This window comes from Cupriavidus sp., from assembly GCF_057315035.1.
Genome location: NZ_DBHKYV010000031.1, coordinates 1 through 26,197 on the forward strand (window position 1 = coordinate 1; position 26,197 = coordinate 26,197).

The 26,197-nt window shown below is 62.3% G+C and carries 24 protein-coding genes and 1 pseudogene; 15 read left to right on the plus strand and 10 right to left on the minus strand.

Annotation, left to right across the window (positions count from 1 at the left end; genetic code table 11):
* Positions 1-80 precede the first annotated feature (80 nt).
* On the minus strand, positions 81-932 hold the full coding sequence (locus ACO550_RS28180) for a class II aldolase/adducin family protein (protein ID WP_315597686.1): 852 nt from the start codon (positions 930-932) through the stop codon (positions 81-83).
* 232 nt (positions 933-1,164) lie between these two features.
* Between ACO550_RS28180 and ACO550_RS28185 the strand changes: the two genes are divergently transcribed.
* The 4 genes and pseudogenes from ACO550_RS28185 (at position 1,165) to ACO550_RS28200 (ending at position 4,893) form a co-directional block, all read left to right on the plus strand.
* Positions 1,165-2,505, plus strand: coding sequence for an NtaA/DmoA family FMN-dependent monooxygenase (locus ACO550_RS28185; protein ID WP_315597687.1), 1,341 nt, complete (start codon positions 1,165-1,167; stop codon positions 2,503-2,505).
* 87 nt (positions 2,506-2,592) lie between these two features.
* Positions 2,593-3,414, plus strand: coding sequence for a MetQ/NlpA family ABC transporter substrate-binding protein (locus tag ACO550_RS28190; RefSeq protein WP_315597688.1), 822 nt, complete (start codon positions 2,593-2,595; stop codon positions 3,412-3,414).
* 2 nt (positions 3,415-3,416) lie between these two features.
* A pseudogene (locus ACO550_RS28195) lies at positions 3,417-4,205 on the plus strand (methionine ABC transporter ATP-binding protein); the annotation flags it as partial.
* Positions 4,206-4,248: 43 nt separating this feature from the next.
* The gene (locus ACO550_RS28200) at positions 4,249-4,893 is read left to right on the plus strand and encodes a methionine ABC transporter permease (RefSeq protein WP_485995037.1); all 645 of its coding nucleotides are present in this window, start codon (positions 4,249-4,251) and stop codon (positions 4,891-4,893) included.
* A gap of 44 nt (positions 4,894-4,937) precedes the next feature.
* Here ACO550_RS28200 and ACO550_RS28205 read toward each other — a convergent pair whose 3' ends face one another.
* Together ACO550_RS28205 and ACO550_RS28210 are read right to left on the minus strand one after the other, a co-directional pair.
* Positions 4,938-6,206, minus strand: coding sequence for an acyl-CoA dehydrogenase family protein (locus tag ACO550_RS28205; protein ID WP_315597689.1), 1,269 nt, complete (start codon positions 6,204-6,206; stop codon positions 4,938-4,940).
* A 232-nt stretch (positions 6,207-6,438) separates the two neighbouring features.
* Entirely contained in the window at positions 6,439-7,869 is a 1,431-nt protein-coding gene (locus tag ACO550_RS28210) for a DUF2252 domain-containing protein (protein ID WP_315597690.1), read from the minus strand.
* Between the two features lie 173 nt (positions 7,870-8,042).
* On the opposite strand from ACO550_RS28210, the gene ACO550_RS28215 reads away from it, so the two are divergent.
* Entirely contained in the window at positions 8,043-8,432 is a 390-nt protein-coding gene (locus ACO550_RS28215) for a hypothetical protein (RefSeq protein ID WP_315597691.1), read from the plus strand.
* An 86-nt stretch (positions 8,433-8,518) separates the two neighbouring features.
* Here the strand turns inward: ACO550_RS28215 and ACO550_RS28220 are convergent, their stop codons facing one another.
* Positions 8,519-8,839 (minus strand): high-potential iron-sulfur protein, encoded by a 321-nt coding sequence (locus ACO550_RS28220; protein ID WP_315597692.1) that lies wholly within the window; start codon positions 8,837-8,839, stop codon positions 8,519-8,521.
* Between the two features lie 83 nt (positions 8,840-8,922).
* Positions 8,923-9,231 carry an EthD family reductase gene (locus ACO550_RS28225; RefSeq protein WP_315597693.1) on the minus strand — a complete coding sequence of 103 codons (309 nt, stop codon included), beginning with the start codon at positions 9,229-9,231 and terminating at the stop codon, positions 8,923-8,925.
* Between the two features lie 244 nt (positions 9,232-9,475).
* Here ACO550_RS28225 and ACO550_RS28230 point away from each other — a divergent pair, with 244 nt between their 5' ends.
* A complete protein-coding gene (locus tag ACO550_RS28230; RefSeq protein ID WP_315597722.1) occupies positions 9,476-9,679 on the plus strand; it encodes a cold-shock protein in 204 nt (67 codons plus the stop codon).
* A 371-nt stretch (positions 9,680-10,050) separates the two neighbouring features.
* On the opposite strand, the gene ACO550_RS28235 is transcribed toward ACO550_RS28230, so the two are convergent.
* A complete protein-coding gene (locus tag ACO550_RS28235; RefSeq protein ID WP_315597723.1) occupies positions 10,051-10,590 on the minus strand; it encodes a dihydrofolate reductase family protein in 540 nt (179 codons plus the stop codon).
* 134 nt (positions 10,591-10,724) lie between these two features.
* Here ACO550_RS28235 and ACO550_RS28240 point away from each other — a divergent pair, with 134 nt between their 5' ends.
* Positions 10,725-11,543, plus strand: coding sequence for a transporter substrate-binding domain-containing protein (locus ACO550_RS28240; RefSeq protein ID WP_315597694.1), 819 nt, complete (start codon positions 10,725-10,727; stop codon positions 11,541-11,543).
* A 397-nt stretch (positions 11,544-11,940) separates the two neighbouring features.
* A complete protein-coding gene (locus ACO550_RS28245) occupies positions 11,941-12,165 on the plus strand; it encodes a hypothetical protein (RefSeq protein WP_315597695.1) in 225 nt (74 codons plus the stop codon).
* Here ACO550_RS28245 and ampC read toward each other — a convergent pair.
* Both ampC and ACO550_RS28255 read right to left on the minus strand, forming a co-directional pair.
* Entirely contained in the window at positions 12,162-13,343 is a 1,182-nt protein-coding gene (ampC, locus tag ACO550_RS28250; protein WP_315597696.1) for a class C beta-lactamase, read from the minus strand. The genes ACO550_RS28245 and ampC overlap by 4 nt on opposite strands.
* A 79-nt stretch (positions 13,344-13,422) precedes the next feature.
* Positions 13,423-14,319: a LysR substrate-binding domain-containing protein gene (locus tag ACO550_RS28255; RefSeq protein WP_315597697.1), complete on the minus strand. Its 897-nt coding sequence runs from the start codon at positions 14,317-14,319 to the stop codon at positions 13,423-13,425.
* A gap of 95 nt (positions 14,320-14,414) precedes the next feature.
* Here ACO550_RS28255 and ACO550_RS28260 point away from each other — a divergent pair, with 95 nt between their 5' ends.
* A complete protein-coding gene (locus ACO550_RS28260; protein WP_315597698.1) occupies positions 14,415-15,629 on the plus strand; it encodes a CoA transferase in 1,215 nt (404 codons plus the stop codon).
* Positions 15,630-15,663: 34 nt separating this feature from the next.
* Complete coding sequence (locus ACO550_RS28265; RefSeq protein WP_315597699.1) at positions 15,664-16,659, plus strand: tripartite tricarboxylate transporter substrate-binding protein; 996 nt, start codon at positions 15,664-15,666, stop codon at positions 16,657-16,659.
* Between the two features lie 58 nt (positions 16,660-16,717).
* On the opposite strand, the gene ACO550_RS28270 is transcribed toward ACO550_RS28265, so the two are convergent.
* Positions 16,718-17,566: an NYN domain-containing protein gene (locus ACO550_RS28270; protein ID WP_485995038.1), complete on the minus strand. Its 849-nt coding sequence runs from the start codon at positions 17,564-17,566 to the stop codon at positions 16,718-16,720.
* A 186-nt stretch (positions 17,567-17,752) separates the two neighbouring features.
* On the opposite strand from ACO550_RS28270, the gene ACO550_RS28275 reads away from it, so the two are divergent.
* From ACO550_RS28275 to ACO550_RS28295, 5 genes are all read left to right on the plus strand, one after another.
* Complete coding sequence (locus ACO550_RS28275; RefSeq protein ID WP_315597701.1) at positions 17,753-18,904, plus strand: ATP-binding protein; 1,152 nt, start codon at positions 17,753-17,755, stop codon at positions 18,902-18,904.
* Positions 18,905-18,945: 41 nt separating this feature from the next.
* The gene (locus ACO550_RS28280) at positions 18,946-19,725 is read left to right on the plus strand and encodes a TSUP family transporter (RefSeq protein ID WP_315597702.1); all 780 of its coding nucleotides are present in this window, start codon (positions 18,946-18,948) and stop codon (positions 19,723-19,725) included.
* Between the two features lie 377 nt (positions 19,726-20,102).
* Positions 20,103-20,888: a hypothetical protein gene (locus tag ACO550_RS28285; RefSeq protein ID WP_315597703.1), complete on the plus strand. Its 786-nt coding sequence runs from the start codon at positions 20,103-20,105 to the stop codon at positions 20,886-20,888.
* Position 20,889: 1 nt separating this feature from the next.
* Positions 20,890-22,446 (plus strand): hypothetical protein, encoded by a 1,557-nt coding sequence (locus ACO550_RS28290; RefSeq protein ID WP_315597704.1) that lies wholly within the window; start codon positions 20,890-20,892, stop codon positions 22,444-22,446.
* 1 nt (position 22,447) lies between these two features.
* Complete coding sequence (locus ACO550_RS28295; RefSeq protein WP_315597705.1) at positions 22,448-24,997, plus strand: hypothetical protein; 2,550 nt, start codon at positions 22,448-22,450, stop codon at positions 24,995-24,997.
* Positions 24,998-25,037: 40 nt separating this feature from the next.
* Here ACO550_RS28295 and ACO550_RS28300 read toward each other — a convergent pair whose 3' ends face one another.
* Positions 25,038-26,174 carry an extracellular solute-binding protein gene (locus tag ACO550_RS28300; RefSeq protein ID WP_315597706.1) on the minus strand — a complete coding sequence of 379 codons (1,137 nt, stop codon included), beginning with the start codon at positions 26,172-26,174 and terminating at the stop codon, positions 25,038-25,040.
* Positions 26,175-26,197: the final 23 nt, after the last annotated feature.

Genomic DNA, 26,197 nt, shown 5'->3' on the forward strand with positions numbered 1-26,197 from the left:
TCATCGTTTCAGACGCAGAAGGAATCTCCTGCCTTCAGGCAGGGGAGGATGTCAAGCACGGGTGTCGGTATGGAAGTCCGTCAGTCCAGCAGATCCGGCTCTGCTTCCACCAGTCCCGCGTAGAGGCTTTCGAATGCGTGCAACGATCCCTCGTTGCCGCCGACCTGCCCGTGAGTGTGGCGCGCGGTGGCCTCGTCGATGGGCTGGGGCGTGCCTGCTGCCTCGGCCAACAACTGCGTGTGCGCCGCGTTCTCCAATGCGATGTACCACCAGGCGGTGGCTTCAACGGTGGGCCCGGCAGTCAGGATGCCATGGTTCTTCAGGATCGCACCCTTGTGGGTGTGACCGTTGCCCTTGTCGAGCGCGTCGGCAATCCGTTGTCCCTCCGAGTTGTCGACCACCATGCCGGTGAAGTCATCGAATAGCACGTGATCCTCGTAGAACGAGCATGAGTCCTGCGTCAATGGATCGAGCTTGCGTCCCAGCGTTGACCATGCCTTGCCGTACGTGGAATGCGTGTGCGCGGCGGCTACGATATGCGGATGCGCCTCGTGGATGGCGGCATGGATCGCGAACGCGGCCTTGTTCAGCGGGCGATTGCCCACCACGGTTTCACCGCGCGCATTTACAAGCAGCAGGTCCGATACGCGGATGCGCGAGAAATGCACCCCGAGCGGGTTGACCCAGAAATGATCGGGAAACTCGGGGTCGCGCGCCGTGATATGGCCGGCCAGCCCGAGGTCGAAACCTTGTCGCGCAAAGATGCGGAAAGCGCCGGCCAGCCGTTCCTGGCGGTGCCGGCGTTCGGCCTCGATACTGGGTCGTTGGGGCAGGGGGTCGAACCAGAATTTCTGCTTCGGCGCGGGATTCGGCGTAAATGTGGCGGGCGTGGCGGGCGTGGCGGGGCGCTCGAACGGGAATACGGAACTCATTGCGGGTCCTTGTGCGGGAAGTGGATCCCAACGGACCGTACGCCACCATGTCCGCAAACGGAACGAAGCTTTCGGCACGTCGATATGACGCCGATATCGCGTAATGCTGCGTGATGCTGCGTGATGGCGCGTGGCATATCGATATCGGCTTTCGTTCGTTCCCGTCCAGAGCGGATTTCCTTATGCTCGACCGCTGGACCGTCTCACCGACGGCGCCCCGACCCACGCCACCATGACCCAAGCCACGCCACCCCGCCAGCTTCACCTGAACCTGAACGCCTTGCATTCCGGCTTCGTGCCATCCGCATGGCGGCTCCCAGACAGCGATCCGCGTGCATTCATCGATGTCCAGCATTTCGTGCGGCTGGCGCAGGTTGCCGAAGCCGGCAAGTTCGATGCGATCTTCCTGGCCGACAATGCGTCGATTGCAGACCAGATCAATTTCCGGCCGATCACCGCACTGGAGCCAACGGTGCTGCTGGCCTGCGTGGCGGCAGCCACTACCCATATCGGACTGGTGGCAACGGCATCGACAAGCTACAACGAGCCCTACAATATCGCCCGCCGCTTCGCCACGCTCGATCATGTCAGCGGCGGCCGCGCGGGCTGGAACGTGGTGACCACGGCGGATGCCGGCTCCGCACGAAATTTCGGGCGCACCGCGCCTGCCGACCATGCGCAGCGCTATGCGCGCGCCGATGAGTTCACCAGCATTGCCAAGGCCTTATGGGACAGCTGGGAAGACGATGCCTTTATCGGCGACCAGCCATCGGGGCGCTTCGTCGATACCGGCAAGCTGCAGCCCATTGCCCATCACGGCGAGTTTTTCGACGTGCAGGGACCATTGAACCTGCCACGCGCGCCGCAGGGTTACCCGGTGCTGTTCCAGGCCGGCGGTTCGTCAGACGGACGCGAACTGGCCGCGCGGCATGCGGAAGCCGTGTTCTCGGCGTCGCAATCGTTCGAGGAATCGCTTGAATACCGCCGCGCGCTGAACCAGCGTGCCGAAGCACTTGGACGAGGCGAGGGCGCCATCAAGGTGCTGCCCGGACTCACCACGATCATTGGCGCGACCGAAGCCGAGGCGCGCCAGCGTCGCGATGCACTGGTCGACCTGATCCCATGGGACTACAGCCTCAACCGGCTGGCAGGAACATTAGGCATCACCGCAGACCGCTTGTCGCTCGATGCACCATTGCCCGAGGCGCTGGCGCTGCCAGCCAACGGCAACCATACGTTCTTCCGCGCCACGATCGCCCTGGCCCAGCGGCAGAACCTGACCGTACGTGCGCTGATCCGCGAACTGGCCGGAGGCGGCGGGCACCGGGTGATCGTGGGCACGCCCGAGCAGATTGCCGACGATATCGAGCATTGGTTCCGCGGCGGCGCTGCCGATGGTTTCAACCTGATGCCGGATGTACTGCCGGATGGCGTGCAGCAATTCGTCGATGGGGTGGTGCCGATCCTGCAGCGGCGCGGACTGTTCCGCACCGAATACACCGGGCGTACCTTGCGCGAGCATATGGGATTGGCACGTCCCGCGGGCAGGGCGGCCGCCAGGGTAGCGGCGTAGACTGCATTTGCTACCTCGTAATACTTCGTGGACCCGTGGCGGTGGGCTTCATAGACTGGTGCTTCCCAAACTTCTGCATTAGTCATCATGAAACGACGCTCCGCTTTCGGTGTCTTTGCCTCGCTCGTACTCGCCCTCACTGCTTTCTCGCTAGGTACTGCCAATGCCGAGCCGGCCGGCAAGACCTTGAAGGTGGGTGTGCGCGGCGGAGTAGACGAGGAAATCTGGGAAGTGGTCACACGCGAAGCGGCGAAGCATGGGCTGAAGGTCGAGCCGGTGATCATTACGGGCACCGCCAGCCCCAACGAAGCACTGAACAATGGCGATCTCGACGCCAACGCGTTCCAGCACATTCCATTCTTGCGCGACCAGATCCGCCAACGCGGTTACAAGATCGTTAATGTGGCCGATACGCTGATCTCGCCGATTGCGTTCTACTCGCGCAAGGTCAAGTCGCTAGAGGCATTGCCGACTGGCGCACGCCTCGGCATCCCCAATGATCCAAGCAACCAGACCCGCGCACTGGTAATTCTGCGCGACCACGGCCTGATCAAGCTGAAAGACGGCTTCGATCCGTTTACCGGCACGGCATCACTGGCGGACATCACGGCCAACCCGCGCAAGCTCGAGTTCATCGAGAGTGCATCGGTGGTGCTGCCGCGCGCATTGCCGGATGTTGACGCGGCCGCCATCGTCAACACGTTCGCCTATCAGGCGGGACTGGTCGCCACACGCGACGGCATCGCCGTGGAAAAACGCGAGAACAATCCGTACGTCAACGTGATTGCGGTGCGCGAGAAAGACAAGAATGCCCCGTGGGTGCCGCACCTTGTGAAGGCTTATCACTCGGAGGCGGTACGCAAGTTCATCCTGACCAAATACCAGGGCTCCGTGATCCCCGCGTTCTGAGAATGGGAGACTCGGACATGCAATCGGTTTCGCAATTGCCCGCGCGCGATCCGCACATCGTCTTCGAGCAGGTCGGCAAGACTTACGCAGGCGCGACCGCGCCGGCACTGGCCGATATCTCGTTCTCCATCAGTCGCGCTGAAATGTTCGGCATCATCGGCCGCAGCGGCGCTGGCAAGTCCACGTTGCTGCGCACCATCAACATGCTGGAGCGGCCCGACCTGGGCCACGTGTGGATAGACGACGCGGATATCGGGCGATTCGATGAGGATCGACTCGTGGCGCTGCGCCGGCGCATTGGCATGATCTTCCAGCACTTCAACCTGCTGTCGGCCAAGACCGTGTTCGACAATGTGGCGCTGCCACTGCGCGTGGCCGGCGTAAAACGCGCCGAAATCGAGGCACGGGTGAACGAACTGCTGGCCATGGTCGGGCTCGCAGACAAGGCACAGGCCTACCCGGCAATGCTGTCCGGTGGCCAGAAGCAGCGCGTAGGCATTGCGCGCGCACTGGTACACCGGCCTGAAATCCTGCTGTGCGATGAAGCCACGTCAGCACTCGACCCGGAGACTACCGAGCAGATCCTGGCGCTACTGCGCGACATCAACCAACAGCTTGGCCTGACGGTAGTGCTGATCACGCACGACATGGCTGTGATCGAGGCCGTGTGCGACCGCGTGCTGGTGCTCGACCACGGCCGCATGATGGAGCATGGCCCGGTATGGCGGATATTTTCCGAGCCACAGGCCGACGCTACCGTGGCGCTGCTAAAGCCGCTGCGCGGACGCCTGCAAGGGCATGTCGGACCTACGGAGATACCTCATCGTGTTGCCAATGGCTGAGAAGTACCTGAAGGCATTTGGCGAAACACTGCTGATGACAGGCAGCGCCTGCCTGGTGGTGTTCGTTGCCGGCCTGACGCTGGCGATCGTGCTCACCGTCACAGCGCCCACCGGCCTCGCGCCCAGGCCGCGCACGCACCGCGTGTTGTCGGTGCTGGTGAACATGTTCCGCTCGATCCCGTTCATCATCCTGCTGGTAGCCATGCTGCCGGTCACGCGCATCATCGTCGGCACGACGATGGGCACGTGGGCGGCGGTGGTGCCGCTAAGCGCGCATCTGATTCCATTCTTTGCCCGCGTGTCGCAAGTGGCGCTCAACGAGACCGATGCCGGACTGGTCGAAGCGGCGCGCGCCATGGGGTGCCGGCGCTGGCATATCGTCCGGCATGTGTTGTTGCCGGAAGCCCTCCCGGCGCTGATCGGCGGCGCCACGGTCACCGTGATCGCCATGATCGGCGCGTCAGCCATGGCCGGTGCCGTGGGCGCTGGCGGGCTGGGTGACCTCGCCATCCGCTACGGTTACGAACGCTATGAAACCGAGGTCATGTTCAACGTGATCGCGATTCTCATAGCGCTCGTTACGCTCGTGCAGTTCGGCGGGGAACGTCTGGCCCGCCGCTTCGATCATCGGCGGTAGGCAGCGCCAGCGCCGGTTGGCGCTGGCTGTTGTTCGTCCGTCGGTCAGAACAGGCCGGTAGTCGGCGGCGGTTCATCCTTGAGCAGCCAGGCGCCAACCACCGCCGCCTTCCACTGGCGCGGATTGTGGTTGGCCACGGTGCGTGCATTGCGCCAGTGGCGATCGAGGTTGTACTGGCGGTCGCATGCCGAGGCGCCGCCCACGTCGAAAGCCAGTTCAGCGCTCTCGAGAGCCGCCGCCACGGCAAAGTACTGCGCCTGCGCCACGTCCAGCGACGCCTGCGTCAGCGATGCATCGCTGAGATTGTCGGCCCACGCCGCATCGATGGAATCGGCGGCGCGCAACGTGGCGGCTTCCGCCGCGAACGCTTCGGCGGCAATCTTGCCGATGGTTTCCTGCACATACGGATCGTCCACCGAACGGTCCGCCGAACTGTGCTTGATCGGCCGTGCCTTGTTGCGAGCAAACCAGACCGCATCGTTCAATGCATTGCGCGCGATGCCCGCTTCGGTCGCCGCCAGATAGAGCTGGAATACGGGCGTCACGGCATTGCGGCGGTCACGCGGGAAATACCCGTTGCGGACTTCATCGGCTTCAACACGCATGTTCGTGAAGCGAGTCGTCCCGCTGGCAGTCAGCCGTTGCCCGATGGTGTCGAAGTCGTCCAGCAGTTCCATGCCCGCGCGATCACGCGGCACCGTGAAATGCGTTTCCCTGCCGTCTTCGTCCAGCGCGATCGAACTGATCCAGTCGGCATACAGGGCGCCCGTACTGTAGTACTTGGTGCCGTTGACCACAAAATGGGCTGCCGCCGTCCCGGCCGCATCGTGGCGCACGATCGTCGCCTGGATCGCGCCATGCTTGCCGCCACGCTCCACGCCACCGTTGCCGATGATCTGGCCCGCCAGCAGGCGATCAAACCAGCGCTGCCGCTCTGCTTCGTTGTCTCTTCCCGCGAGCAAGCCTTCGACAAGACCGAAGTTTGGCCGCAGCGCCTGCGCAAGGTTGGCGTCCACGGAGGCCAGTTCGATCACGAAACGGATAGCGTCACGGACGCTTCCACCCGGGCCGCCATAGGCCTGGGGAATGCGGATGGTCAGCAGACCGGCATCGGCGATCTGGCGTGCAAAGTCAAATGGCAGTTCCCGCCGGCTTTCGCGTTGCGCTGCCTGAAGCGCGATGTCAGGCAGCAACGCCTGGGCCCGCTGACGCAGTACCGACATGTCGACGGGTAGGGGGCGCAACTGCGGCGCATCGCGAAGCGCCGCGGCGTCTGCGGCAGTGATGGGTGTAACGGTGTCGGGGATCGACATGCAGCGGTCCTTTGGTTCGATGACTGGCGTGATAAACAATCAGACCGAGCGTACCGAATTCCCGACTTCCGGCTAAGCACGAATACCGCATGTCGATAGTGGCGCAGCGATGGAGCGGGGAGGGGAGACCACCGAAAGTATCTGAAATGCCCGTGGTTTGCTCCCCTCTCCCGCCGTGCGGGAGAGGGGAGACTACCAAGGGCAGGGTCAATGCTTGTGGTGCGCCGCAAGACTAGATATCTTCAATCGTCGCCTGGATGCGTCCTTCCCGAATGGCGGCCAGGTAGGCCCGGAAGTCGCTGCGGTTCTGCGACGCGTACTCGGTGGCAAACTCGCAAATCGCATCGTCAAACGTCCTGCCTGACCCCATGTATCCCGCCATCATGGCGGCATCGCCCGTCCGGGCATGCGCACGGGCCAGGGCGTGGGCGCACATCCTGCCGTACTGCCGAAGCAAGCCGCTGTCCCAGTCCTCGATCAGGGCGGACATCTTCATGTCGCGCAATTGGCGAATATAGAAGTCCTTGCCGTTTCTGCCGCGGGTCCAGCCGAGGAACACATCTGTGGCGGCCTGCATCAGCCGTTGCCCAACAATGACGCGCTGGCCGTGATTGTCGTAGACGCTTTTGCCCGCATAGGGCTCCAGCACCGACGCCCGGGCCTCCTTTACCTGGAGGAACAGGGGATCGTTGTCCGCTGCCATGAACAGGCACACCGCACACATCGTGCCGACGCTGCCAACGCCGACTACCTTGATGGCCATGTCGAAAAAATGAAAGCGATCGAACAGCACCCGGGTATGGTCCGCCAGGCTCGCCCGATACCCTTCGATTGCCGCCTCGTAGCCTGATGACAGGCCGGGCGCAAGGTCTTCGGATGGATGGAAGATCAACGGCGGCTCGTCCTTGATTTTCGGATGCAGGCCTGCCTCGGCGACAAACTTCGGGTACATGTGGTCCGGCACCGATTTACGCCGTTCCGCCTCGATGCGTTCGGCCAGTCGCTTGCGCGTCGCCTCCACGACCTTGGGGTCACCCGTGCGGTCTTCATACTTCTGCAGGTCAATGCGGTCGTACCAGACATCGAGCGCACGCATCCCGGCATAGTTGTGCATGCGTTCCCGATACTCGCGCACGGAATCGGTCGCGACGCGCGCTGCGTCGCTCCTGGGCAGTGCCAGATGGTCGGCGGCAATCACGATGCTGGCGGTGAGCCGCTTCAGGTCCCACTCGAAGGGCGCCGGAAGGGTTTCGTCCAGGTCGTTGATGTCGAAGATGATGTTGCGCTCTGGCGTGGCGAATCCACCGAAGTTCATCAGGTGTGCATCGCCGCAAGACTGGACGCGGATGCCGCTGGACGGGGTTGTGGCGAGGTCGGCGGCCATGATTGCGGCGGCGCCGCGATAGAAGGCAAACGGCGAGGCAGACATGCGGCCGAATCGAATGGGGACCAGTTCCATAATTCGCCCGGCGTTGGATTCGTCCAGTAGTGCCACGGGGTCCCGGCGATTGTCGGCAGGCCTCCATCCGGATTGGGAGGACCGCGGCACGGCATCGCGTAGAGCCCGGCCTTTCGCGGCGCGTTCGTCGGGCGTGAGGTAGGTCGACCGGGAGGCCTGCTCGTCTGCTTGCTTGGTGCTCTTCTTATTCTCCGCTTTGGACATTTGGTTCGCCTCCCTGTGGCTGATGACAAGACTGCGACGGCGCAGGAGCCTCATCGCTTACCCAAGGTTAGGTGCAAACCGGCTGGCGGGATGGGGAAATTACCCTATCTTCTTGTCAAGACGTGGGGTATCGGCCGATCATCGGCAGAACGCCTTCCAATCGACCACTACCGATGCCAGCTACCGTCAGCAATTCGCTTGTTTGGATCTTCGAAGCATTTGAGCGGGAGCGAAGCTACGTCCGAAAGCGGATGTTCGGGTCCGATGCCGCATATGTTGATGGCCTGCTGTGCCTGGTGGCTGCAGATCGCGAAGCGCCATGGAGCGGGTTGTTGGTATGCACGTCGCAAGACCGACATCCGGCGCTCATTGCGGAGATGCCGGCCTTGGCGCCGCATCCCGTACTGCGGAAGTGGCTGTACGTCCCTCAGGACGATCCGGCATTCGAGGAGACCGCGCAGACTGTCACGTCGCTCGTGCTAAAGCGTGATCCGCGTGTCGGGGTCGAGCCGAAACCGCGCAGGGGTAGTAGCCTGCAGTCTTTGCTGCCGAAGGGTCCGTAGAAGCGAGGTCGCAATCTGCGGCAGCGGCTGGATCCGGAGTGCTGCGCGGCATGTCAGACCTGCGTCAGCCCTCCGTCAGCCCTCCGTCACCCCTGCGCCCAAGCGCTACACCACCCCTTCGCCGCAACCTCCTTGCTGCCAAACAGCACGCAGCCCCCGGCAGCGCTGCCTGCGTCACCCTGATAAAGCTGGCAGTTCCCGCACGTCTGGGATTGTTTGTGGCTGGGGTACTTCCGCGAATCGACCCTGGAGGAATCAGCCTTGTAGCCCAGTTTGAGCGCCTGCGGATCCTGCTCGTCCAGCAAGGCGGCGGCGTAGGCTTGCCGGCTGCCGAAGACCGCGGTGCCCACCATGCCGGTGGTCAGTGCGAGCGGAAGGTAGCCAAGGAACTGTCGTCTGCGCGGCATGTTGGGGGCTCTTTTGTGTTGGGGGAAGGAAGCGTTTGCAGGCACGTCTAGTCGCGACAGGATGCGACCGAAAACGGTCGATCCTAAACCTCTTTGGTGTCAAAAATAAGTAGATCCACCCCGGCCTGGGCGAAGTTTGCCAAATCCGCCGCCGCTGCGGCGCCTTCTGGCGAAGCCAGCCCCTTCTGGATATCCGCCAGGGAATCGAAGCCCAGTAGCGCCACCAGATGGAATGGCGACTCCCCAGCGGGCGTCGTTACCGGGCCATTGCTGACCTCGTAACTGCGTAGACCAGGGATCTTCTTGGCGATCGGGATATGCCTGGCGAAATAGTGCGAATCGAACGCTGCGCTGTCCGCGGGCTTCTTGTACAGCGCCATGAGCTTTGCCATGGGGCATTCTCCGGTTGTAAGGCGTTATCGAGCGTTTAGTGTTAGGGTACGGCCGGTGCGGACTCGGGCGAGCCTGGCGATCATAGGCTCGGCAGGTCCCGTCGTGCACGGACACTACGTCGCAGGCACAGTCATGTCCAATCCCGATTGTCGGAAGCGGTTGGACTATGATACAAAATGGCCGCACGCCTGGCGCAAGCCGGCGGCGTCATCAACATATTGTTTTTTTTGGATTATTCAGAACATGGCAACAGGTACCGTCAAGTGGTTTAACGATGCAAAGGGTTTTGGGTTCATCACGCCGGACGACGGCGGCGAGGACCTGTTCGCGCACTTCTCCGAAGTGCAGGGCAACGGCTTCAAATCCCTTCAGGAAGGCCAGAAGGTCAGCTTTGAAGTCAAGCAAGGCCCGAAGGGCAAGCAGGCAGGAAGCATCAAGCCGCTGTAAGGCTGCGAGTTTCCAACGCTGCGAACGCGTCCTGTGAGGGCTGTGATCGGGCTGATGGCTTGATCGCTGCGCATCTGTAACAGGGCGTAAAAAGGGGCGCTTGCGCCCCTTTTTGTCGTTGCCGGAGTCCTCAACGGACTGGCTGGCGGGCAAGCAGGCGCGCGAAATCGTTGCGGCCAGGGGTTGACTAATCAAGCCAATTCCTATGCCGATAAAACAATTTTGCAAGGGCGCCTGATTCAGGAGCTGCGTGGGCGAGCAGCACCACCCCGCGTGCCGCTCGCTCCTTTTTCACCCCCACCAAGGGGGGGCGTTCATCTCATGCCATTCGCGAACTTCATCCATGAGCGATGATTTGGCCGCGCACTTGGTCAATTCCCCAACACCCGATAAGTCGACTGCACCAGTCCCGACGGAAAATGCCGGCTCGATTCGAGCGCCAGGCTTACGTCGTGCGGCAGGGTGCCGAACAACGGCCGGCCGGCCCCGATCAACACCGGTACCGCGGTGACAACCAGATCGGCGATCAAACCCTCGCGCAGGAATGACTGGACTACCTGGCCGCCGTCGACATATACGCGGCGCATACCTTCGGCCTCCAGTTGCGCCATTGCCTCGACGGGCGAACGGTCTGAAAAACGAACCTTCCCCTGCAGTTCCACGGGAACCGGCATGTTGGCCAATTGCCGGGACAGCACCAGCACCGGCCTGTCGTAGGCCCATTCGCCCATCGTCAGCACTTTTTCATAACAGCCGCGACCCATTACGATCGCGTCCTTGTCGGCGATAAAGTTCGGGTAGCCGTGGTCTTCCGCGGGATCATCCCGCTCCAGAAGCCAGCCGATGTCGCCATCGGGGCGGGCGATATAGCCATCAAGGCTGGTGGCAATAAAGACGTGTCCGGTGATCATCATCTATCTACCAAATCAGGGGCAAGTGTCGAATCGGTGATTATGGCCGATGGATGGCGGTGCATCGGCTGTTGTATCCTGCGAAGCGCAGCCTGAATGCCAACCGAATTCGATCGTCAATTGGAGACGCCCTAATGAAAGCGAAGCTCGCCGTTGTTGGCATGCTGGTCGCATTCCCTGCCTTTGCCTTGTCCCCGCAGCCACCTGCCAGCTATCCAAGGCCGCCCGCGTCGGCAACCATGAAGGGCATCGCCGAGTCGCACGAATTGCGGGTCTGCACCCCGGGTGACTACAAGCCATTCAGTTTCATGAAGGCACCCGATACGTTCGAGGGGCTTGATGTCGATCTCATGACGTCATTGGCGCGATCGCTGGGTGCCGAGCCCAAAATGGTCAAGACCACCTGGGCCACGCTGATGGCCGATTTCGGGGCCGGTAAATGCGATATCGCGGCTGGCGGCATTTCCGTCTCGCTGGAGCGGCAGAGGCTGGCGTACTTCAGCATGCCTTACATGGTCAATGGCAAGACGCCGATCACGCGCTGCGAGAACGTGGCCAAGTTCCAGACCGTCGAGGCGATCGATCAGCCGGGGGTGCGTGTAGTGGCCAATCCCGGTGGCAGCAACGAGAAATTCGCCAAGGCACGGTTACCGCATGCCCAATTGACCATCCACAAGGACAATCTCGGAATCTTCGACGAAATCATCGCGGGCCGTGCCGATGTCTTCGTCACTGAAGCTGCTGAAGCCATCGTGCAAAGCAGGGCGCATCCCGAGCTATGCGCAGTGAATCCCGACAAGCCGCTGCAGTATGCGGAAATGGCCTATCTGCTGCCCAGTGGCGATGAAGTGTTCAAGCGCTACGTTGACCAGTGGCTGCATCTCACGCAGGCCAACGGAGAATTTGGCGCGGTTCGGGAGAAGTGGTTAGGTAAATCTAGCCCTGCGCGCTGAGCCATCCCGATCAACCGCACCATCTCAATCTCGCAATCGAAGAGGGTTCGCTTTGGTTCATGCAATCATGATGGTAGGAGCCTTCCTGCTTCTAGGCGGGACCTACGGGATGTTTGAAATTGCGACGCCGTTCCCAAGTGCAAAGCAAAATGAGGACGCAGCCAGGTACGCCGCTTATCGAAAGGGTAACAGCACTTTCGATACGGATGAGGAACGGCGTAATGCACAGCATTCCTGGCTTGGCGTAGTTTCGCGAGACTACTGCCTGGCCGCCATGTTCGTCGGCTTTGTGCTATTGGCTCTCAGCGTCATTTACCTTGCGTCTTCTCCCCTCTGATATTGCCCCACCCGATACCGATTCGCATCGGCATTTATCCTGTAAATGAAGGGAGACCCCTTGAATCCATCAAAAGACGACCAAGTCGGCGCCTGCATCTATATTCTGCACATGCTGTTGCAGCGCATGGAACTGCAGCGCCCGGGCATGTTGCAGGAATTGGTTCAAGGTATCTCGGCAGATCGAACCGCTGCCTCCACGGCGAATGTTGATGGAGTCTTTGCGGAAGCGTTGCGGATCGTCAATCTCGCACAGGTACAGATGCAGCAGGCGAGCGCTGATTAGCGGCGCAATGCTGGCGAGGTGAGCGCGGACAGAATCCCGTATGCAACCCTGACCCTGTCCTCGATCGGGAAATTCCTGTTGGCCAGCATCACGATACCGATTCGTTGCCCCGGTACAAACGCCACATAAGCCCCGAAACCATTTGTCGAGCCGGTCTTGTTGATCCAGGCATTGGCCTGCGGCGGCAGCGGCGGTTTGATTTCTTGCACTGGCGTTGCATTGAACGCCATTCTGGGCGCGTTACCTTCCAGCAGCGCATTCAGCGTAACCGGGTACGGATACTGTTCCCAGATCAGATCCTGGGTCATCGGCCCGGTGGTGAAGTATCCGGTGTGAGTGTTCGTAATGGCGCGTTGCAGTTGCCCGTCGATGCTCGCCAGTTGCATATTGGCTTCGACGAAACGGAGCATGTCGGAAGCGGTTGATTTCACGCCGTAAGCCTCCGCGCCGAGCACGCCATCTGTCATGCGGATTGGCTTGCCTTCCTTTGTATAGCCTTGCGCGTAGTCGCCCGCCCGCTCGGTGGGAACCTTGATATAGCTGTTCTTGAGTCCGAGTTCCGGAAAAAGGCGCTGTTCGATCAGGGTGACGAAGTCCTGGCCCATGCTCTTGGCAGTGATCAGGCCAAGGGTGCCAATGCCGGGGTTGGAATAGGTTCGATACGCGCCGGCTGCATAGGTCGGACGCCATGCCTTGAAGTAATCCATCAACTGCTCTTCATTGCGTACGTCGTCCGGCACCTGCAGCGGCAGGCCGCCTGGGGTATGGGTGCCAAGATTCAGCAAACTGACGCTGCCGAACGGGCTGCCGCGCAATGCCGGCAAGTGTGTTGCGACGTCGTCCGACAGGGAAAGCTTCTTCTGCTCCTGTGCCCACGCGCTCAAGGTGGCTGTGAATGTCTTGGTGACCGATCCAAGCTCGAATAGCGTATGGTCGGTGACCGGCCCGCGGGTCTCTGTCGATGCCACGCCGTAGTTGAATACATGGCGCCTGCCTTCAACGATCACGCCTACGGCCATGCCCGGGATCTTGTCCCTGGCCATCAACGGACGAATTGCCTTGTCCACGACCCGCCGGACCTGATCATTCGATATCTCGGTTGCATGGCTAATCGATGGCATCACGCACAGGGCGCACAACATTGAGGCCACGAAGGGCTTCAGGGATATGAACGGCATATGCAGCTTCCTGGGGGATGACAGATAACGGAGAACGATTGGCGCAGGCACTATACAGCGATCTTTGGCGCGGAAGCGTTCATTGCCGGGCCGCCGCCTTGTCACGCAGGAACGCAATCAGTGTGCTGACGGCGCGTGTCTGGTACCGCGCGGGCATATAGAGCAGGTACATTGTCGTGCGCAGGAAGGCCAGCTCTTCGGGCGGCAGCGGCAACTGCAACAGCGTGCCGGCCGCGAGTTCCCGGTCGACCATATAGCGCGGCACCAGACCAACACCGAGGCCCTGGAGAATGGTGTCGCGCAGGAAGAAGAAGTTTGCCGACATCAGGCGTGGGCGGATTTGCGATTGCGCGCCCGCCGTGCCCGCGCGTCCCGCCACGAGCAGCTTCTGGCCGGTGAGCTCCGACGTGATCAACGGCAAGTCCTTGAACTGGTCCAGCGTCTGCGGCATGCCGAGTTCGCGGGCCAGTTGGGGCGTGGTGCATGCCACGTATTCGACATCGCCAAGGCTGTGGGAAATGGCATTGGACGGCGCCTCGCCCATGACACGCACCGAGAAGTCCACCGCGCCCTTTACCAGATCCTCGATGTCGTTGTCGAAGATGACATTGAGCGTGATGGCCGGGTACCGCCGCATGAACTCGACAAACCACGCCGACATGGTGTGCTGTCCGAACCCGCTCGGCACACTGAGCCGTACCGTGCCGCTGAGCTGCTTGCCCAGGCTTTGCACCGACTCCTGCGCAGCGATCAGTACGTGGCGGATGGCCCGGCCATGTTCATACAATTGCCTGCCCAGCTCGGTTGGCTCCAGCTGCCGCGTACTGCGCCGGAGCAGTTCCGCACCGAGCTGCCGCTCGAAATGGTTCAGGCGCTTGCTGACGTTCGCACGGCTCATGCCCAATTGCGCGGCCGCACGGCTCAGGTTGCCGGCGTCGATGATGTCCACCAGCAAGGACAGCGCGCCCAGATCCATTGTCAACTCCCAGTTGTCATATCTGTTGAATTTCGGTTGCAATTGTCAAGCATATAGAACATATGGACAATCGGCGTCCATAGGAGACGCTAAAGATGCATCAAGAAAACAATGTGGCGCCATTGCCGCTGGCCGGTTTGCGCGTGCTGGACCTGTCGCGCGTGCTGGCGGGACCGATGTGCGCAATGGCACTGGCCGATCTGGGCGCCGATGTCATCAAGGTCGAACACCCGGCGCGCGGCGACGATACCCGGGACTGGGGTGTACGCATCGGCACACGCAATACGTCGTATTTCAATAGCGCCAACCGCAACAAGCGCTCGGTCACGCTCGATCTGCAAAGCGAGGAGGGCGCGGCACTGGCCCGCCAGCTGGCAGCGCAAAGCGACGTGGTGATCCAGAACTTCAAGGTTGGTGGCGCCGAAAAACTTGGGCTTGGCTACGACCAGCTCAGCGCCAGCAACCCACGCCTGGTCTATTGCTCGATTTCCGGTTACGCGCGCTTCACGCCCGAAGCGGAGCGTCCTGGCTATGACCTCGTGGTGCAGGGTGAGTCCGGCGTGATGGCTACCAACGGCGAGGCCGGGCAAGGGCCGCTCAAGTTCGGTGTGGCCGCCGTCGACATGTTCACCGGCATGTATTCGGCCCAGGCCATCCTGGCCGCGCTGTTTGCGCGCCAGTCGACCGGCAAGGGCCGCCATGTACAGATGGCCTTATACGATTGCGGGCTCATGATTACGTCGTACTACGGCATGGAAGCACTGCTCAAGGACGGCGATCCGCCCAAGTTCGGCAACGCCCATCCTTCGATCGTCCCATACGGCGTATTCGAAGCCGCCGACGGCCCGCTGGTCATTACGGTAGGCAACAACGGCCAATTCCAGCGTTTCTGCCGTGAAGTGATCGGACGTCCCGAATGGGCCGAAGACGAACGCTTTGCCACGAACACGGCGCGCTCCGCCCATCGCGACATGTTGCTGACGCAGGTGCGTGAAGTGCTGCGGACCTTTACCCGTGCCGACCTGCTGCAACGGCTGACGGCAGCGCAGATTCCATGCGGCGAGGTGCTGGGCATGCTTGACGCGCTGCAGTCCGAGCGCACCGCACAGGCCGGCCTGCTGCATCGGTTCGACGACAGCGAGGCCGGCCCGCAAGCCGTGCTGGCGCCGCCGTACGCCATCGACGGCCAGCGCATGCCGGTGCGCATGCCGCCGCCACATATGGGCCAGCACACGCGTGAGGTGTTCCGCGATCTGCTGCAACTCGACGACAACGCCATCGAGGCCTTGCGGTCCCGCGGCGTGATCTGATTCATCCCAATTTCGAAATCCAGGAGACAAGACAATGACCACACTGCTGAGCCGCCGCCACGTGCTCAAGGCGGGCGCCGCCGCATCGCTGGCCGCCATGCTGCCATCCGCAATGGCAAAGACCGGTTGGCCCGACAAGTTCATCAAGATGGTGGTGGCGTTTCCGGCGGGCGGCCCGACCGACACCGCCGCGCGCATCGTGGCGCAAAAGCTGTCCGAGCGGCTGGGCCAGCAGGTGATCATCGAGAACAAGCCCGGCGCATCGGGCTCTATCGGCACGGCCAGCTTTATCAAGAGCCCGGCAGATGGCTACAACCTGTCGATGTTCGGCATGCCGGCGCTGCTGGCACCGTTGATGTACAAGACCAATGCGTATGACGTGAAAAAGGACTTCCTGTCCGTGGCCACAGTCTACGTGTTGCCGATGGCCATCGTCATCAATCCGCAGGTGGTTCCGGGTGTGGAAACGTTGCCTGACCTGATCCGCTTTGCCAAGTCCAGCAAGACCCCGCAGAGCTATACCAGCTCGGGTACCGGCAGCTTCGGCCATCTGGCAATGGAACAGCTCAAGGACCTGGGGCACTTCGACATGCTGCACGTGCCGTACCGTGGCAGCGCGCCCGCCGTGGCCGACCTGCTGGGCGGACAGGTGGGCATCATGTTCGCCGACGTGGTGGCCGCGCTGCCGCATATCCGTGCGGGCAAGCTCAAGGCCATCGCGCTCAGTTCGCCCAACGCGCGCGTGCTGCTGCCGGGCGTGAAGACCGTATCCGAGCAAGGCTTCCCGGGGTTTGACTTCGATTCATGGGGTGGCCTGATCGCTCCGCTCGACACACCGCAAGCCATCGTCGACCGTATTGCGACTGAAACCCGCGCAATCGTCAGCAATGACAAGGAACTGCAGCAGAAACTGGTCAGCGCGGGTGCCATTGCGTCGTTCCAGGACGGCAAGCAGATGCAGGCGCGCCTGAACAAGGACTACGACCGCTGGAGTGCGATCGTCAAGGAAAAGAACATCAGCGCGAGCTGATGACGCAAGGGGTGCCGCGACGTGGCGCCCCTTCTGCCGGCAACGTTTGCTGGTCCCGTTAGCGCAGTTTTATAAGGTGGTCCTTGGCGCCTTTCTTGACTTCGACCACTGCATCCAGCGTCTTCAGCATGTCGCCGAAGCTGGCGAAGCCATGCTCCTTGATGGAGAACGTCGGGTCCAGGCGCTTGATCATCGGCCACACGCTGGCCTCATTGACCCAGGTATCGCCGTTCGCTTCCGCCAGCAGACGCACCGCACGCCGGAGCATGTCCGCCGCCAGCCCATGCGAAGTCGAAGCATTCTCTGCAGATGTGGGATTCCCTGCGTCAACCGGTTCCACCAGGCTTTCGTAGTACCGAAATTCGTGGCACGACTTTGCCCAGTGGCGATTGGTGTTCTTGCGATAGCCGATTCCGATCAGGGTACGGCCCGCGGCCTTTATCCTTTGTGCGACCGGCATGAAATCGCTGTCGCCACCGATGATGACGACGGTGCGGATATGGCTGAATCGGCTGATGTCTTCGGCGGCATCCAGGCATAGCTTGATGTCGGCTCCGTTCTTGGCCGACGCGCCTGGCGGGAAAAGCTGGATCAATTCGACGGATCCTTGCAGTAGCGCATCCCGGTACCTGCCGAAGAACTGCCAGTTGCAATATGCCCTGTTGATGGCAACGTTCCCGAACGCGGAACAGAGTTCCACGATTGCCTGCACGTCGACCAGGGGCTCCTGTGCCTTGAAGCGGTTGTCCTGCTTGGCATAGGTGCCTTCGCCGTACTTTGCCTCGACAAGTGCGGCGTGAAGATTCTCAAAATCCCAGTAGATCGCTACGGAACCTCCAGTTCCAGTTCCGCGTTCGTCTTCGTTCAACCTGTTACCCCGGTGTGTTGTTGTGAGTGTTTCCGGCATGCTATCCGACATCGATGTATCGGACAAATTGGCCAAACCGGCCAAAACCTTACACTTTATGTCGGCTGCCTACCGCCGGCTCAACAGGTTTTGCCTGGTCATCGACCGGCGTCAGCAATGGCCTGCCGGCAGGCTCTATAGTTGTCTATAATTCCCTATAATCGACAATAGAGCATATAAGATCACATGGAATTCTTCCGTCGCGAGGCACTTGCAGCCAATTTTGCCAAGAACATCCTGGAAGTCTCGCCGACATCCGCCTCGAGCTCGGGGTTGTTCCTGGCGGCGCCGCGGCGTACGGGCAAGTCGACGTTCCTGCGCGAGGATCTGCGGCCCGCGTTGGAAAAGGAAGGTGCCCTGGTTCTGTATGTCGATCTTTGGGAAGACCGCAACGCCGATCCCGGCGAAACCATCGTGCACATGGTACGCGCAGCGCTTGCCAGGCACGAGGGCGTTGTCACGCGACTTGCGCGATCTGCCGGCATGGAGAAGGTCACCGTCGGCGGAATGTCGTTTTCGCTGGATCGTGTCGGTCTGGGCAATGGCATTTCATTGTCGGCGGCGTTGGCCGAACTGTCTGATGAGGTGAAGCGACCCATCGCCCTGATCATCGACGAAGCACAGCAAGCCATTGTGAGCGAGAAGGGCAACGATGCATTGTTCGCGCTCAAGGCGGCGCGTGACGAACTCAACAGCAGCCGTCACTTCGGGCTGCGCATCGTGGCTACCGGCTCCAATCGCGACAAATTGGCGATGCTGCGTGCCGGCCGCGACCAGGCCTTCATGGGCGCGCCGCTGATTGGCTTTCCGCCCCTCGGAATGGACTTCGTGCAATGGTTCTGCAACCGGCTCGATCTCGGCAATACCCTCGACCCGGTCTTGGCCTACGAAGTTTTCAAGCGCGCGTCGTTCCGCCCGGAGCTGCTGGGAGCCGCCGCGGATGTGGTGCGCTTTGATTTCGGTTTGCCACCGGAGTTGCTCGGCACACGGTTCTCCGAAGCCATTGACGAGCAGATTGCGGAGAGCGATCGCGAGCAATTGCGCGTGGTGCACAGTCTGACGCCACCGCAATCAACCGTGCTGTGCGTCATGGCCGTCCGCGGCGAAAAATTCGCGCCGTTCGAAGCAGCAACCATGGAGGCCTACAATGCCGTGTTGCAGGCGACCTCACCGAACGTTGGCACAAGGATCGATGTGTCAGGCGCCCAGCAGGCGCTTGTTGCCTTGCAGGAGAAGGCACTCGTGTGGCGCGCAGCCCGTGGCGTCTATGCGCTCGAGGAGACCGGCCTGGCAACACTGATGGCCAGCGCGGGGATGCTTGACGCCGTGCCGGCGTAGATAGTAGAAATGCAGGCGCCCCGGAGAAACGAAAGACCCTGGTGGATATTCTCGCACTCGCCCCGGTTGCGGAAGTTGTCAAGACTCCCGTGACCTTACTGTCCTTCCTGCTCTGCGTAACGGTGGCCACCTATGTGCAGACCCTGACCGGCTTCGCGTTCGGCCTGGTGCTGCTCAGCCTGGTGACCACGTTCAACCTGGCTTCGGTGGCTGACGCGGCCAACATCTCCAGCGTGCTTACGCTGATCAATGCGGTGGCATTCTTCCGCGCCGAGCGACAGGCGCCACCGTGGAAGATGATGCGTCCAGCCCTGATGGCCAGCCTGTTGACGGTGCTGCTTGGTGTGCTGTCGCTGCGCTGGATGCATGACCATGCCGCGTCGTGGCTGGAAACCGGGTTGGGCATTGTCATCATCGTTTGCGCGGTCAGCCTCGTCGTTCGCAAGGAACAGGCCGCGCGGGTAGGACCCCCACGCAGTTTTGCGATAGCAGGAGCGCTGTCCGGTCTGTTGGGCGGGTTGTTCGGTACGTCCGGACCGCCCATCGTGTTCTATCTATACCGGCAACCGCTGGCGCTCGATGTCGTGCGACGTGCATTGCTGGTGATGTTCGCAAGCAATTCCGGCATGCGGCTGCTCATGGTTGGGCTTTCCATGGGCATCACGCCACGTGCGCTGCTGCTCTGCGTCCTTTCCGTGCCGATCGTGCAGATCACCACCCGGCTGACGATGAAGGCGCCGCCTCCGCTGCCTCCGAACCTGATGCGCTCGGTCGTCGCGGCGTTACTCGCGCTGTCGGGGGCGGCCATGGTTGTGAGGTAGGCAGCCCCTACCGGTTAACGCTCTCATTGCTCCCATCGTTTGGGTCGCGAGACTTCAGCCCAGCACAGATCAGATTGAAATGGCACGCAATTGCGCTTTGATTGGCGTCCACTAGGATGATTGCATTCGCCGGTTACCTGGCGACGCCGCAGTGATGCGAAGGAGGTCGTTCGGCACTATGCCATCAAGAATGATGCGCCGGGTTGGGGGATCCTCCGTAGTGCGTTCCGCAACGGGAGCGCGGTGACACCGCGCGCCGTCGCGGCGATCCGCGGCGGCGATCGCTCTGCCTTTCACCGCCCGCTGGAGTAGCGGGGTCTGAGAAACAGCTTGCGTGTCGGGGCAAAGTCAGCACCGTACGCGCTGAAAGGCAGCTCATGCCACGAGACAATGCAGCCACCAGCTATCCGGACCTGCTTGGCGATTTTTACGCAAGATGGACCCTGGACTGCCTGGTGGAGATGGCCCACGCGATTTCCCAGGACTTTGTCAGCCGCCCGGAGTTCTACAAGGCGGGTGAAGTGGCGGAGAGTATCGTCGACCTGCGGATGGAATACGGTACCACTTCGCCGCTGCCAAACCATGAACAGCGCCAGGATATGGCGCTTCCCATTCTCGGCGCTTCGGAAGGCTATGCGCCCGATGCCGCCGACAAGTTCCAGAGCCTGCGCAAGCCGTTGTTCGAGGCGGTGTCGGTATTCTCCGAACGCTCGATTGCCGACAGTGGTATCTCCATGCGCGAAGCGATCCTGTCCGCGCTGCAGCTGTTCCAGCCCTATCTGATGAGCTTTCATGGCGTATCGATCCAGCGCAGCTATCAGCAGATGGTGTCGGTGTCGAACCTGGCGTATGCAGTGCTCAGGAGCCCGGGCATTGCGCAGGTCTTTGGTGTCAATCCGCCGCCCGGCGAGGAATGGCCACTTCATGCCAACGACACCAATGGTGCGTTGCTGGTACGTGCAGTTGGCGAAAAGCTGCAGTTGGGGGCGCAGTATGTGCTCAACGAAGAAAAGTTCCAGCGGTTGCGCCGTGTGGCACACCAGGGTCGCGAGGCCATCAAGCTGATCGTCGCCAACCCGGAACCCACCGGCGACACGCTGACGGCGCTGATCACGGCTACGTACACCTGGGCCATTTCGTTACGCGACTACGGAGTGCGCTAAGGTGGCCGGGGACCAGGCGGAGTTCCTGCGCAGTGGCTACGAGGGACTCGACACGCACGACTTGCTGCGAAGCCCGATCAGCGTGCTGATCGACATCCAGCCTGCCGTGGTTCCGGAGCTGCGCAAGCTGGGCATCATCTCGGTCTTCGACCTGGGATGCTCCTGGCTCTTCGCCAACGCAAAAGCCGCGTCCACCCGCGACGATCCTGGTAACAGCGTCACACGCTTTGGCATTTCTCCCAACGATTGGCTTGGTACGTCGGCGCCAGCGGTGAATCCGGAACAGGTCGCGTCCCTTGGCGTCGAGAATCTGCGTGGCATCGATGCGGCGAACGTAGCGGCGCTGAAGGCTGGCATGGGCGTCGAGACCATTCGCGAGTTCGCGTTGTGGCCGCCGCACCGTTTCGCGGCCAGCCTGGTGGCACAGGCTTATGGCACCGTACAGGACGCCGAGGACCGGTCGGCCGAAGGCCTGCGTCCCCGGCTCGGCGAGTATCCGACCGAGCGGGTCTACTACCAGCGGCTGGTAATGCTCGACATGGGCCTTGGCGATGCCGCGCTGAAGCCGCTGGACGGCCAGGTGTCGTTGAACAAGGCTATCGCGGCGGCGGGCGGTGGCCAGTTGCAGAAGCCGGCCGTGGGCGCGTTACTGACGTTTTCGCAATCGTGGTACGCACAGGGCATCACGCTGGGGCACATGCTGCATTCGCTGGCGCTGGCGCCGGGTGAATGCACGCGAATCGCCGTGGTTGACTGGTCGCGCCGGACGCGTGCATCGACCACCGAAGCCATTTCCGAGTCGGAAGCACTGGACAGCGCGACACAGCAGGGCCGGTCGATCAGCGAGGTGCAATCCGCCACCGCCAACGACATGCAAAGTGGTGGCTCCAATAGCTGGGCACAGTCGGAATCGTCATCGAGCTCGATCGCGGCCACGGTGGGTACCGGGTTGCTGACCAGCCTGTGGGCGAGCGGCGACGTTTCGGCCAGCGGCCAGCAGGCTTCCACTGCATCCTCGGCCGGCAGCACCTCATGGTCCAACGGTACCAGGAGTGTGAATGCGTCGATGACGCAGCAGGTCAACGACAGCACCCAGCAGCATTCGACATCGGTACGCAATCGACGCGCCAGCATTGTGCGGGAGGTCAGCCAATCGGAGCACGAGGCGGTCAGTACGCGCGTGGTGGCCAACTACAACCATATGCATGCATTGACGGTCCAGTATTACGAGGTGGTGCAGGTCTATCGCGTCTCAACCGAAGTCCATACCGCGGAGCGTTGCCTGTTCCTGCCGATGGCCCCGATCGATTTCGACGACGACACGGTAATCGACCGGTTCCGCGGTGTACTGCTGAGGTCAGCGCTCAATGCGCGGGTTGCAAACCTGTTGGTGGACGATGCCACCGCGGTAGCGGTCAAGGGATCTCTGGTATCGGATGCGGCTCGCGTACCGATGCCCGTGCGCGTGCTGGCATCCACGAAGTACCTGAAGGCAATGGTCGCGCAGGACCAGGCATCGGTGGTGGCTGACGCTATTGCTGCCAGGAAGGACGGTTGAAATGGCTGTCAAGATCATCGAGGCGAAGGTGCTGACTTCGGCCGCGCTGGAAGCAATCAGCGCGGCCGCGCACGCCGTGGGCCGGCCGATCATTCGGGCCGGCTCGGCGGATTTCCATTTTCCGGACGATACGGTACTGGTGGCGCTGCTGTTCGAGGGCCTTGCGGCAAAGAGCGTGCGGCTGGTGCGCAGCAGCGCCGATGCCGATGTGGTGATCAGCATGGAGTCCGGCGCCATGGTCTACGTGACCGCCGGGCTGAGACTGGTGGACATCGCGCGCATCCTGCTGACCAGTGACGACGAGCAGGCGGTGTCGGGATCGGTCACGCTTGACCTGTCGTACCTGGGCACGCGCTTCACCAGCCCGCCGATGGCCGTGCAGTGGCCGGGCGGCAAGGGCGAGCGGCAGATCCTGGAACTGAGCAGTGACCGCGAAGACCGCCGCAAGGAGTTGATCGCCCACCTGAATGCCAACCGCGTCTACTACAGCAACGCCATCCATCGTTCGTTGGACTCGGGAACCATCGTGGCGATGCTGGCGGAGTATTCGTGGAACGGCCGCGCGCTGATCGACCAGCTGGAACCAAGACCGCTGACCATGGCGGGCAACTATCTGGTGTTCCGTGCACCGGCCGATCCGGTGGATCCGTCGGGCGTCACCGAAGCAGGTCAACCCAAGGCGTGGGGCGACCTGCTGCATGACCGTGCCATCACCGTGGGCAAGCAGTCGGCGGATGAACGGCTGATTCCATTGCCGACCACCGGCGTGTTTGCCGAGGCGGTGCTGGGCCGGTCGAATTCCGCCGAGAAGCTCGATATCACGCGCTTCTGGAACTGGCAGGACTCCCCGATCCCGCTTACGCCCACCGAGATCGCACCGGTAAGCACCGGGTCGCGTGCGACGGCCGAAGACCTCAAGCCGGGCCAACTGGGGCAACCGGTGCTGAACATCGTGAACCCCCAGACATTGCCGAACCCGACCGGGGTTGGCGCGGTACTGGGCACGCTGGCAAGCCCCAACATGTTCCGCGACATGAGCGGCCTCGCGGGCACGCAGGGACTGGTCAAGACCGGGATGGAGGAAACACTGCAGGCGGCAACCGATGCGGGGCAACTGGCCAGCGCCAACATGCGCACACAAGCGCAGAAGGCCGTGGCCATGGGGCAGATCGCTGCCGACATAGTCAAGTCCGTAATGGGCGGCGGTGGCGGAGGCGGCTCAGGCGCATCGCAGACGATGTCGGGATCGGGGGCGCTGATCAATCACGGCCGCTCGATGGACCGGTCGGGCGCCGCCACGAGCGGCGCGCAGGGAGGTGGAGCAGGAATGCTGCCGGGTGCGGGAACGAGCGGATCCGGCGGGACGGGCGGCGGCATGAACGAGCGCGACGCCTATCGGCAGGCGGTGCACGGCGACCTTGGCGCATCCGCGGCAGACCTGGCGCGGGACAGCACGGCTGGCATGGGCGCGCCCTACGATACCGGCGCGGATGCCAGTGGCCAACCGGGGGGCATAACGTCGCCGGGCGTCCAGGCCGAAGCGGCGACCGATCCGATGTTCCAGCAGGTCAGCGGGACCGTCATTGCGCCGAGCTACCGCCAACATCTGGTGGGCCTGATTGGCGAGCTGCTCATCGAGAATGCGCTCAAGAAGGACGGCCACGCGGTGTTCCGGCCCCTATACAAAAGCGTGTCCGCCAGCGGCGTTGACCTGATAACGCTGGCCCCGGACGGCTATGTCTGGCTGATCGACAACAAGGCATGGATGCGTGGCATCAACGGCGCCAATGCGCTGACGGCTTCACAGTCGGCTGGAAACCAGGACGTGATCAACATACTCGAGCGCTGGCCCAAGGGTCCGGCCAAGGCGCAGGCGGATCTCGCCGCAAAGGCGGTGAAGGCGGGGAACTGCCGCCTGGTGGTGTCGAACGCTTTCGCCGGCGAAACGGTGCGCTTTACCAAGGCATTGTTTGGCAAAGGCTTGTGGGTCTACGACGTACGCGTTGGCAAGATGTTTTCGAGCCAGGCAAGCTGGGAGGCTGCCATCAAGGTGCTCACGCTGCAGCGTGGCATGAGACTGACGAAGATGCGTGGCGTGGCCACTGTTGGTGGTGTGCTACTGGTGCTGGCCGCATCCGCGGCGGCGGGTGTCATCCTGATACGCGCGGATTCGCAAGCCAAGGCGCTGGCGTCGAGCATGGCAGCAGATCTTGCGGCCGGGCTGGTGGTCGAGCAGCTTTCCACGAAGTTGTTTGGCATCGGCAGCGGGCCGGCCGGTATTGCCGTGCTGCTGCTGGGCCTGGAGAGCGACAATCCCCAGGCACTGGCCTCGCAACGGCGCGAGGACCTGCTGGCTGAAATCATCCCGGGTTTTGAGAATCTGCCGCAGGAAGACAAGGATGCGAGCCGTCAGGCCATCCGCGAACTGCTCGAAGCCCCATTCGAAATCCCGGAACCGCAACCACAGACCGGCTATACCGCGCCGGCCGGGCCCTACAATCCGCCTTCGCCGCCTCCACCCCAACTCCCACCTGGCACCCAGCATATCTAGGATATCCACGTAACGTCTGGCAACGTTTAAAAAAGCCTGGCTACGCCTGCTTCGTGGCCGCGCGCCAGCGCCTGACAAATTCCCGATAGGCATCGATATCCAGATGCCGGGTCAGATCGGCGTCAGGTGTAATTGGGCGCAGGCTGCGGCCCAGTTGCGCCGTGAGCTTCGCGGCGGTGGCATCGCCCGCTATGTCGGCACGCACGGCATACAGGCCGGCGCGCTGGGCCAGCAGCGACTGTCCGCGCCGTGACAGCGTGTAGTCCACCCATAGCCGTGCGGCATTCGGATGGTTGGCGCGGCGGCTGATCAACTGGAAGCGGGGCAGCGCCAACGTGTAGTCGGTCAGGAATACATATCCAAGATTGGGGTCCTTGCGCGCCTGGGCAATGGTGTAGGCGCCCAGCACGTTGTAGGCAAGCGTCATGTTGCCGCTTGCCACCTTGCGCAGCATGTCGGCCGTGGTCGTCGAGAACCTTGCACCAACCGCGCCGAGCCCCGCCACCATGTCCCAGAACGATGGCCATGCCTTGGCGTCCTGGGCAGCCAGCAGCAGACCCAGCCCCGATTTCTCGATGTCGTAGGTGATGACCTTGCCGTGTAACTTTGGCGCCTGCGCCGCCAGCAGACTCGCGAAATCGGCATGGGTACGCGGTACCGCGGTTGCCGGCAGCAACTTCCTGTTGTAGGCCAGCGCCACCGGTTCGAAACTGGTGGCCCAGGCGCGGTCCTGCCAGCGCGCCCAGTCGGGGAGGGCGGCGGCCTCGGGCGATTCGTAGCGCAACGCATAGTCGCGCCTGACCAGGCTCGCCTGCAGGTCCATCGCCGAACTCCACAGCACGTCGGCCGACTCGCTACCCAGCTGGATCTCGGCCAGGTAGCGGTGGTACATCTCCGTGCTCGAGAGGTCGTCGTATTCGACCCTGACACGTGGATACATCGACTGGAAGTCCGCCAGCAGCGGGCTGACGAGGTCCGCATCGGTGGTGGCGTAGATCAACACGCGCCCCTCGTCCTCGGCAGCGCGCACGATGGCGGCATAGTCTGGCGCATAGCCGGGCGGCGGTGCCGAGCGTGGCGCGTAGTCGAGCAGTTCCGTTGACTCTTGTGCGGCGGCAACCAGCGGAACGCCCAGTGCCAGGGCAAGCATGGCGCGCCGTCGCGCGAATGATGGCATCCGTTGGTTCGGCATAAGCGCGC

Bases quoted from the DNA above. Each gene is read 5' to 3' on its own strand.
- ACO550_RS28180 (WP_315597686.1), bottom strand. From the start codon at position 932: ATGAGTTCCGTATTCCCGTTCGAGCGCCCCGCCACGCCCGCCACGCCC.
- ACO550_RS28185 (WP_315597687.1), top strand. From the start codon at position 1,165: ATGACCCAAGCCACGCCACCCCGCCAGCTTCACCTGAACCTGAACGCC.
- ACO550_RS28190 (WP_315597688.1), top strand. From the start codon at position 2,593: ATGAAACGACGCTCCGCTTTCGGTGTCTTTGCCTCGCTCGTACTCGCC.
- ACO550_RS28200 (WP_485995037.1), top strand. From the start codon at position 4,249: ATGGCTGAGAAGTACCTGAAGGCATTTGGCGAAACACTGCTGATGACA.
- ACO550_RS28205 (WP_315597689.1), bottom strand. From the start codon at position 6,206: ATGTCGATCCCCGACACCGTTACACCCATCACTGCCGCAGACGCCGCG.
- ACO550_RS28210 (WP_315597690.1), bottom strand. From the start codon at position 7,869: ATGTCCAAAGCGGAGAATAAGAAGAGCACCAAGCAAGCAGACGAGCAG.
- ACO550_RS28215 (WP_315597691.1), top strand. From the start codon at position 8,043: ATGCCAGCTACCGTCAGCAATTCGCTTGTTTGGATCTTCGAAGCATTT.
- ACO550_RS28220 (WP_315597692.1), bottom strand. From the start codon at position 8,839: ATGCCGCGCAGACGACAGTTCCTTGGCTACCTTCCGCTCGCACTGACC.
- ACO550_RS28225 (WP_315597693.1), bottom strand. From the start codon at position 9,231: ATGGCAAAGCTCATGGCGCTGTACAAGAAGCCCGCGGACAGCGCAGCG.
- ACO550_RS28230 (WP_315597722.1), top strand. From the start codon at position 9,476: ATGGCAACAGGTACCGTCAAGTGGTTTAACGATGCAAAGGGTTTTGGG.
- ACO550_RS28235 (WP_315597723.1), bottom strand. From the start codon at position 10,590: ATGATCACCGGACACGTCTTTATTGCCACCAGCCTTGATGGCTATATC.
- ACO550_RS28240 (WP_315597694.1), top strand. From the start codon at position 10,725: ATGAAAGCGAAGCTCGCCGTTGTTGGCATGCTGGTCGCATTCCCTGCC.
- ampC (WP_315597696.1), bottom strand. From the start codon at position 13,343: ATGCCGTTCATATCCCTGAAGCCCTTCGTGGCCTCAATGTTGTGCGCC.
- ACO550_RS28255 (WP_315597697.1), bottom strand. From the start codon at position 14,319: ATGGATCTGGGCGCGCTGTCCTTGCTGGTGGACATCATCGACGCCGGC.
- ACO550_RS28260 (WP_315597698.1), top strand. From the start codon at position 14,415: ATGCATCAAGAAAACAATGTGGCGCCATTGCCGCTGGCCGGTTTGCGC.
- ACO550_RS28265 (WP_315597699.1), top strand. From the start codon at position 15,664: ATGACCACACTGCTGAGCCGCCGCCACGTGCTCAAGGCGGGCGCCGCC.
- ACO550_RS28270 (WP_485995038.1), bottom strand. From the start codon at position 17,566: ATGCCGGAAACACTCACAACAACACACCGGGGTAACAGGTTGAACGAA.
- ACO550_RS28275 (WP_315597701.1), top strand. From the start codon at position 17,753: ATGGAATTCTTCCGTCGCGAGGCACTTGCAGCCAATTTTGCCAAGAAC.
- ACO550_RS28285 (WP_315597703.1), top strand. From the start codon at position 20,103: ATGCCACGAGACAATGCAGCCACCAGCTATCCGGACCTGCTTGGCGAT.
- ACO550_RS28295 (WP_315597705.1), top strand. From the start codon at position 22,448: ATGGCTGTCAAGATCATCGAGGCGAAGGTGCTGACTTCGGCCGCGCTG.
- ACO550_RS28300 (WP_315597706.1), bottom strand. From the start codon at position 26,174: ATGCCATCATTCGCGCGACGGCGCGCCATGCTTGCCCTGGCACTGGGC.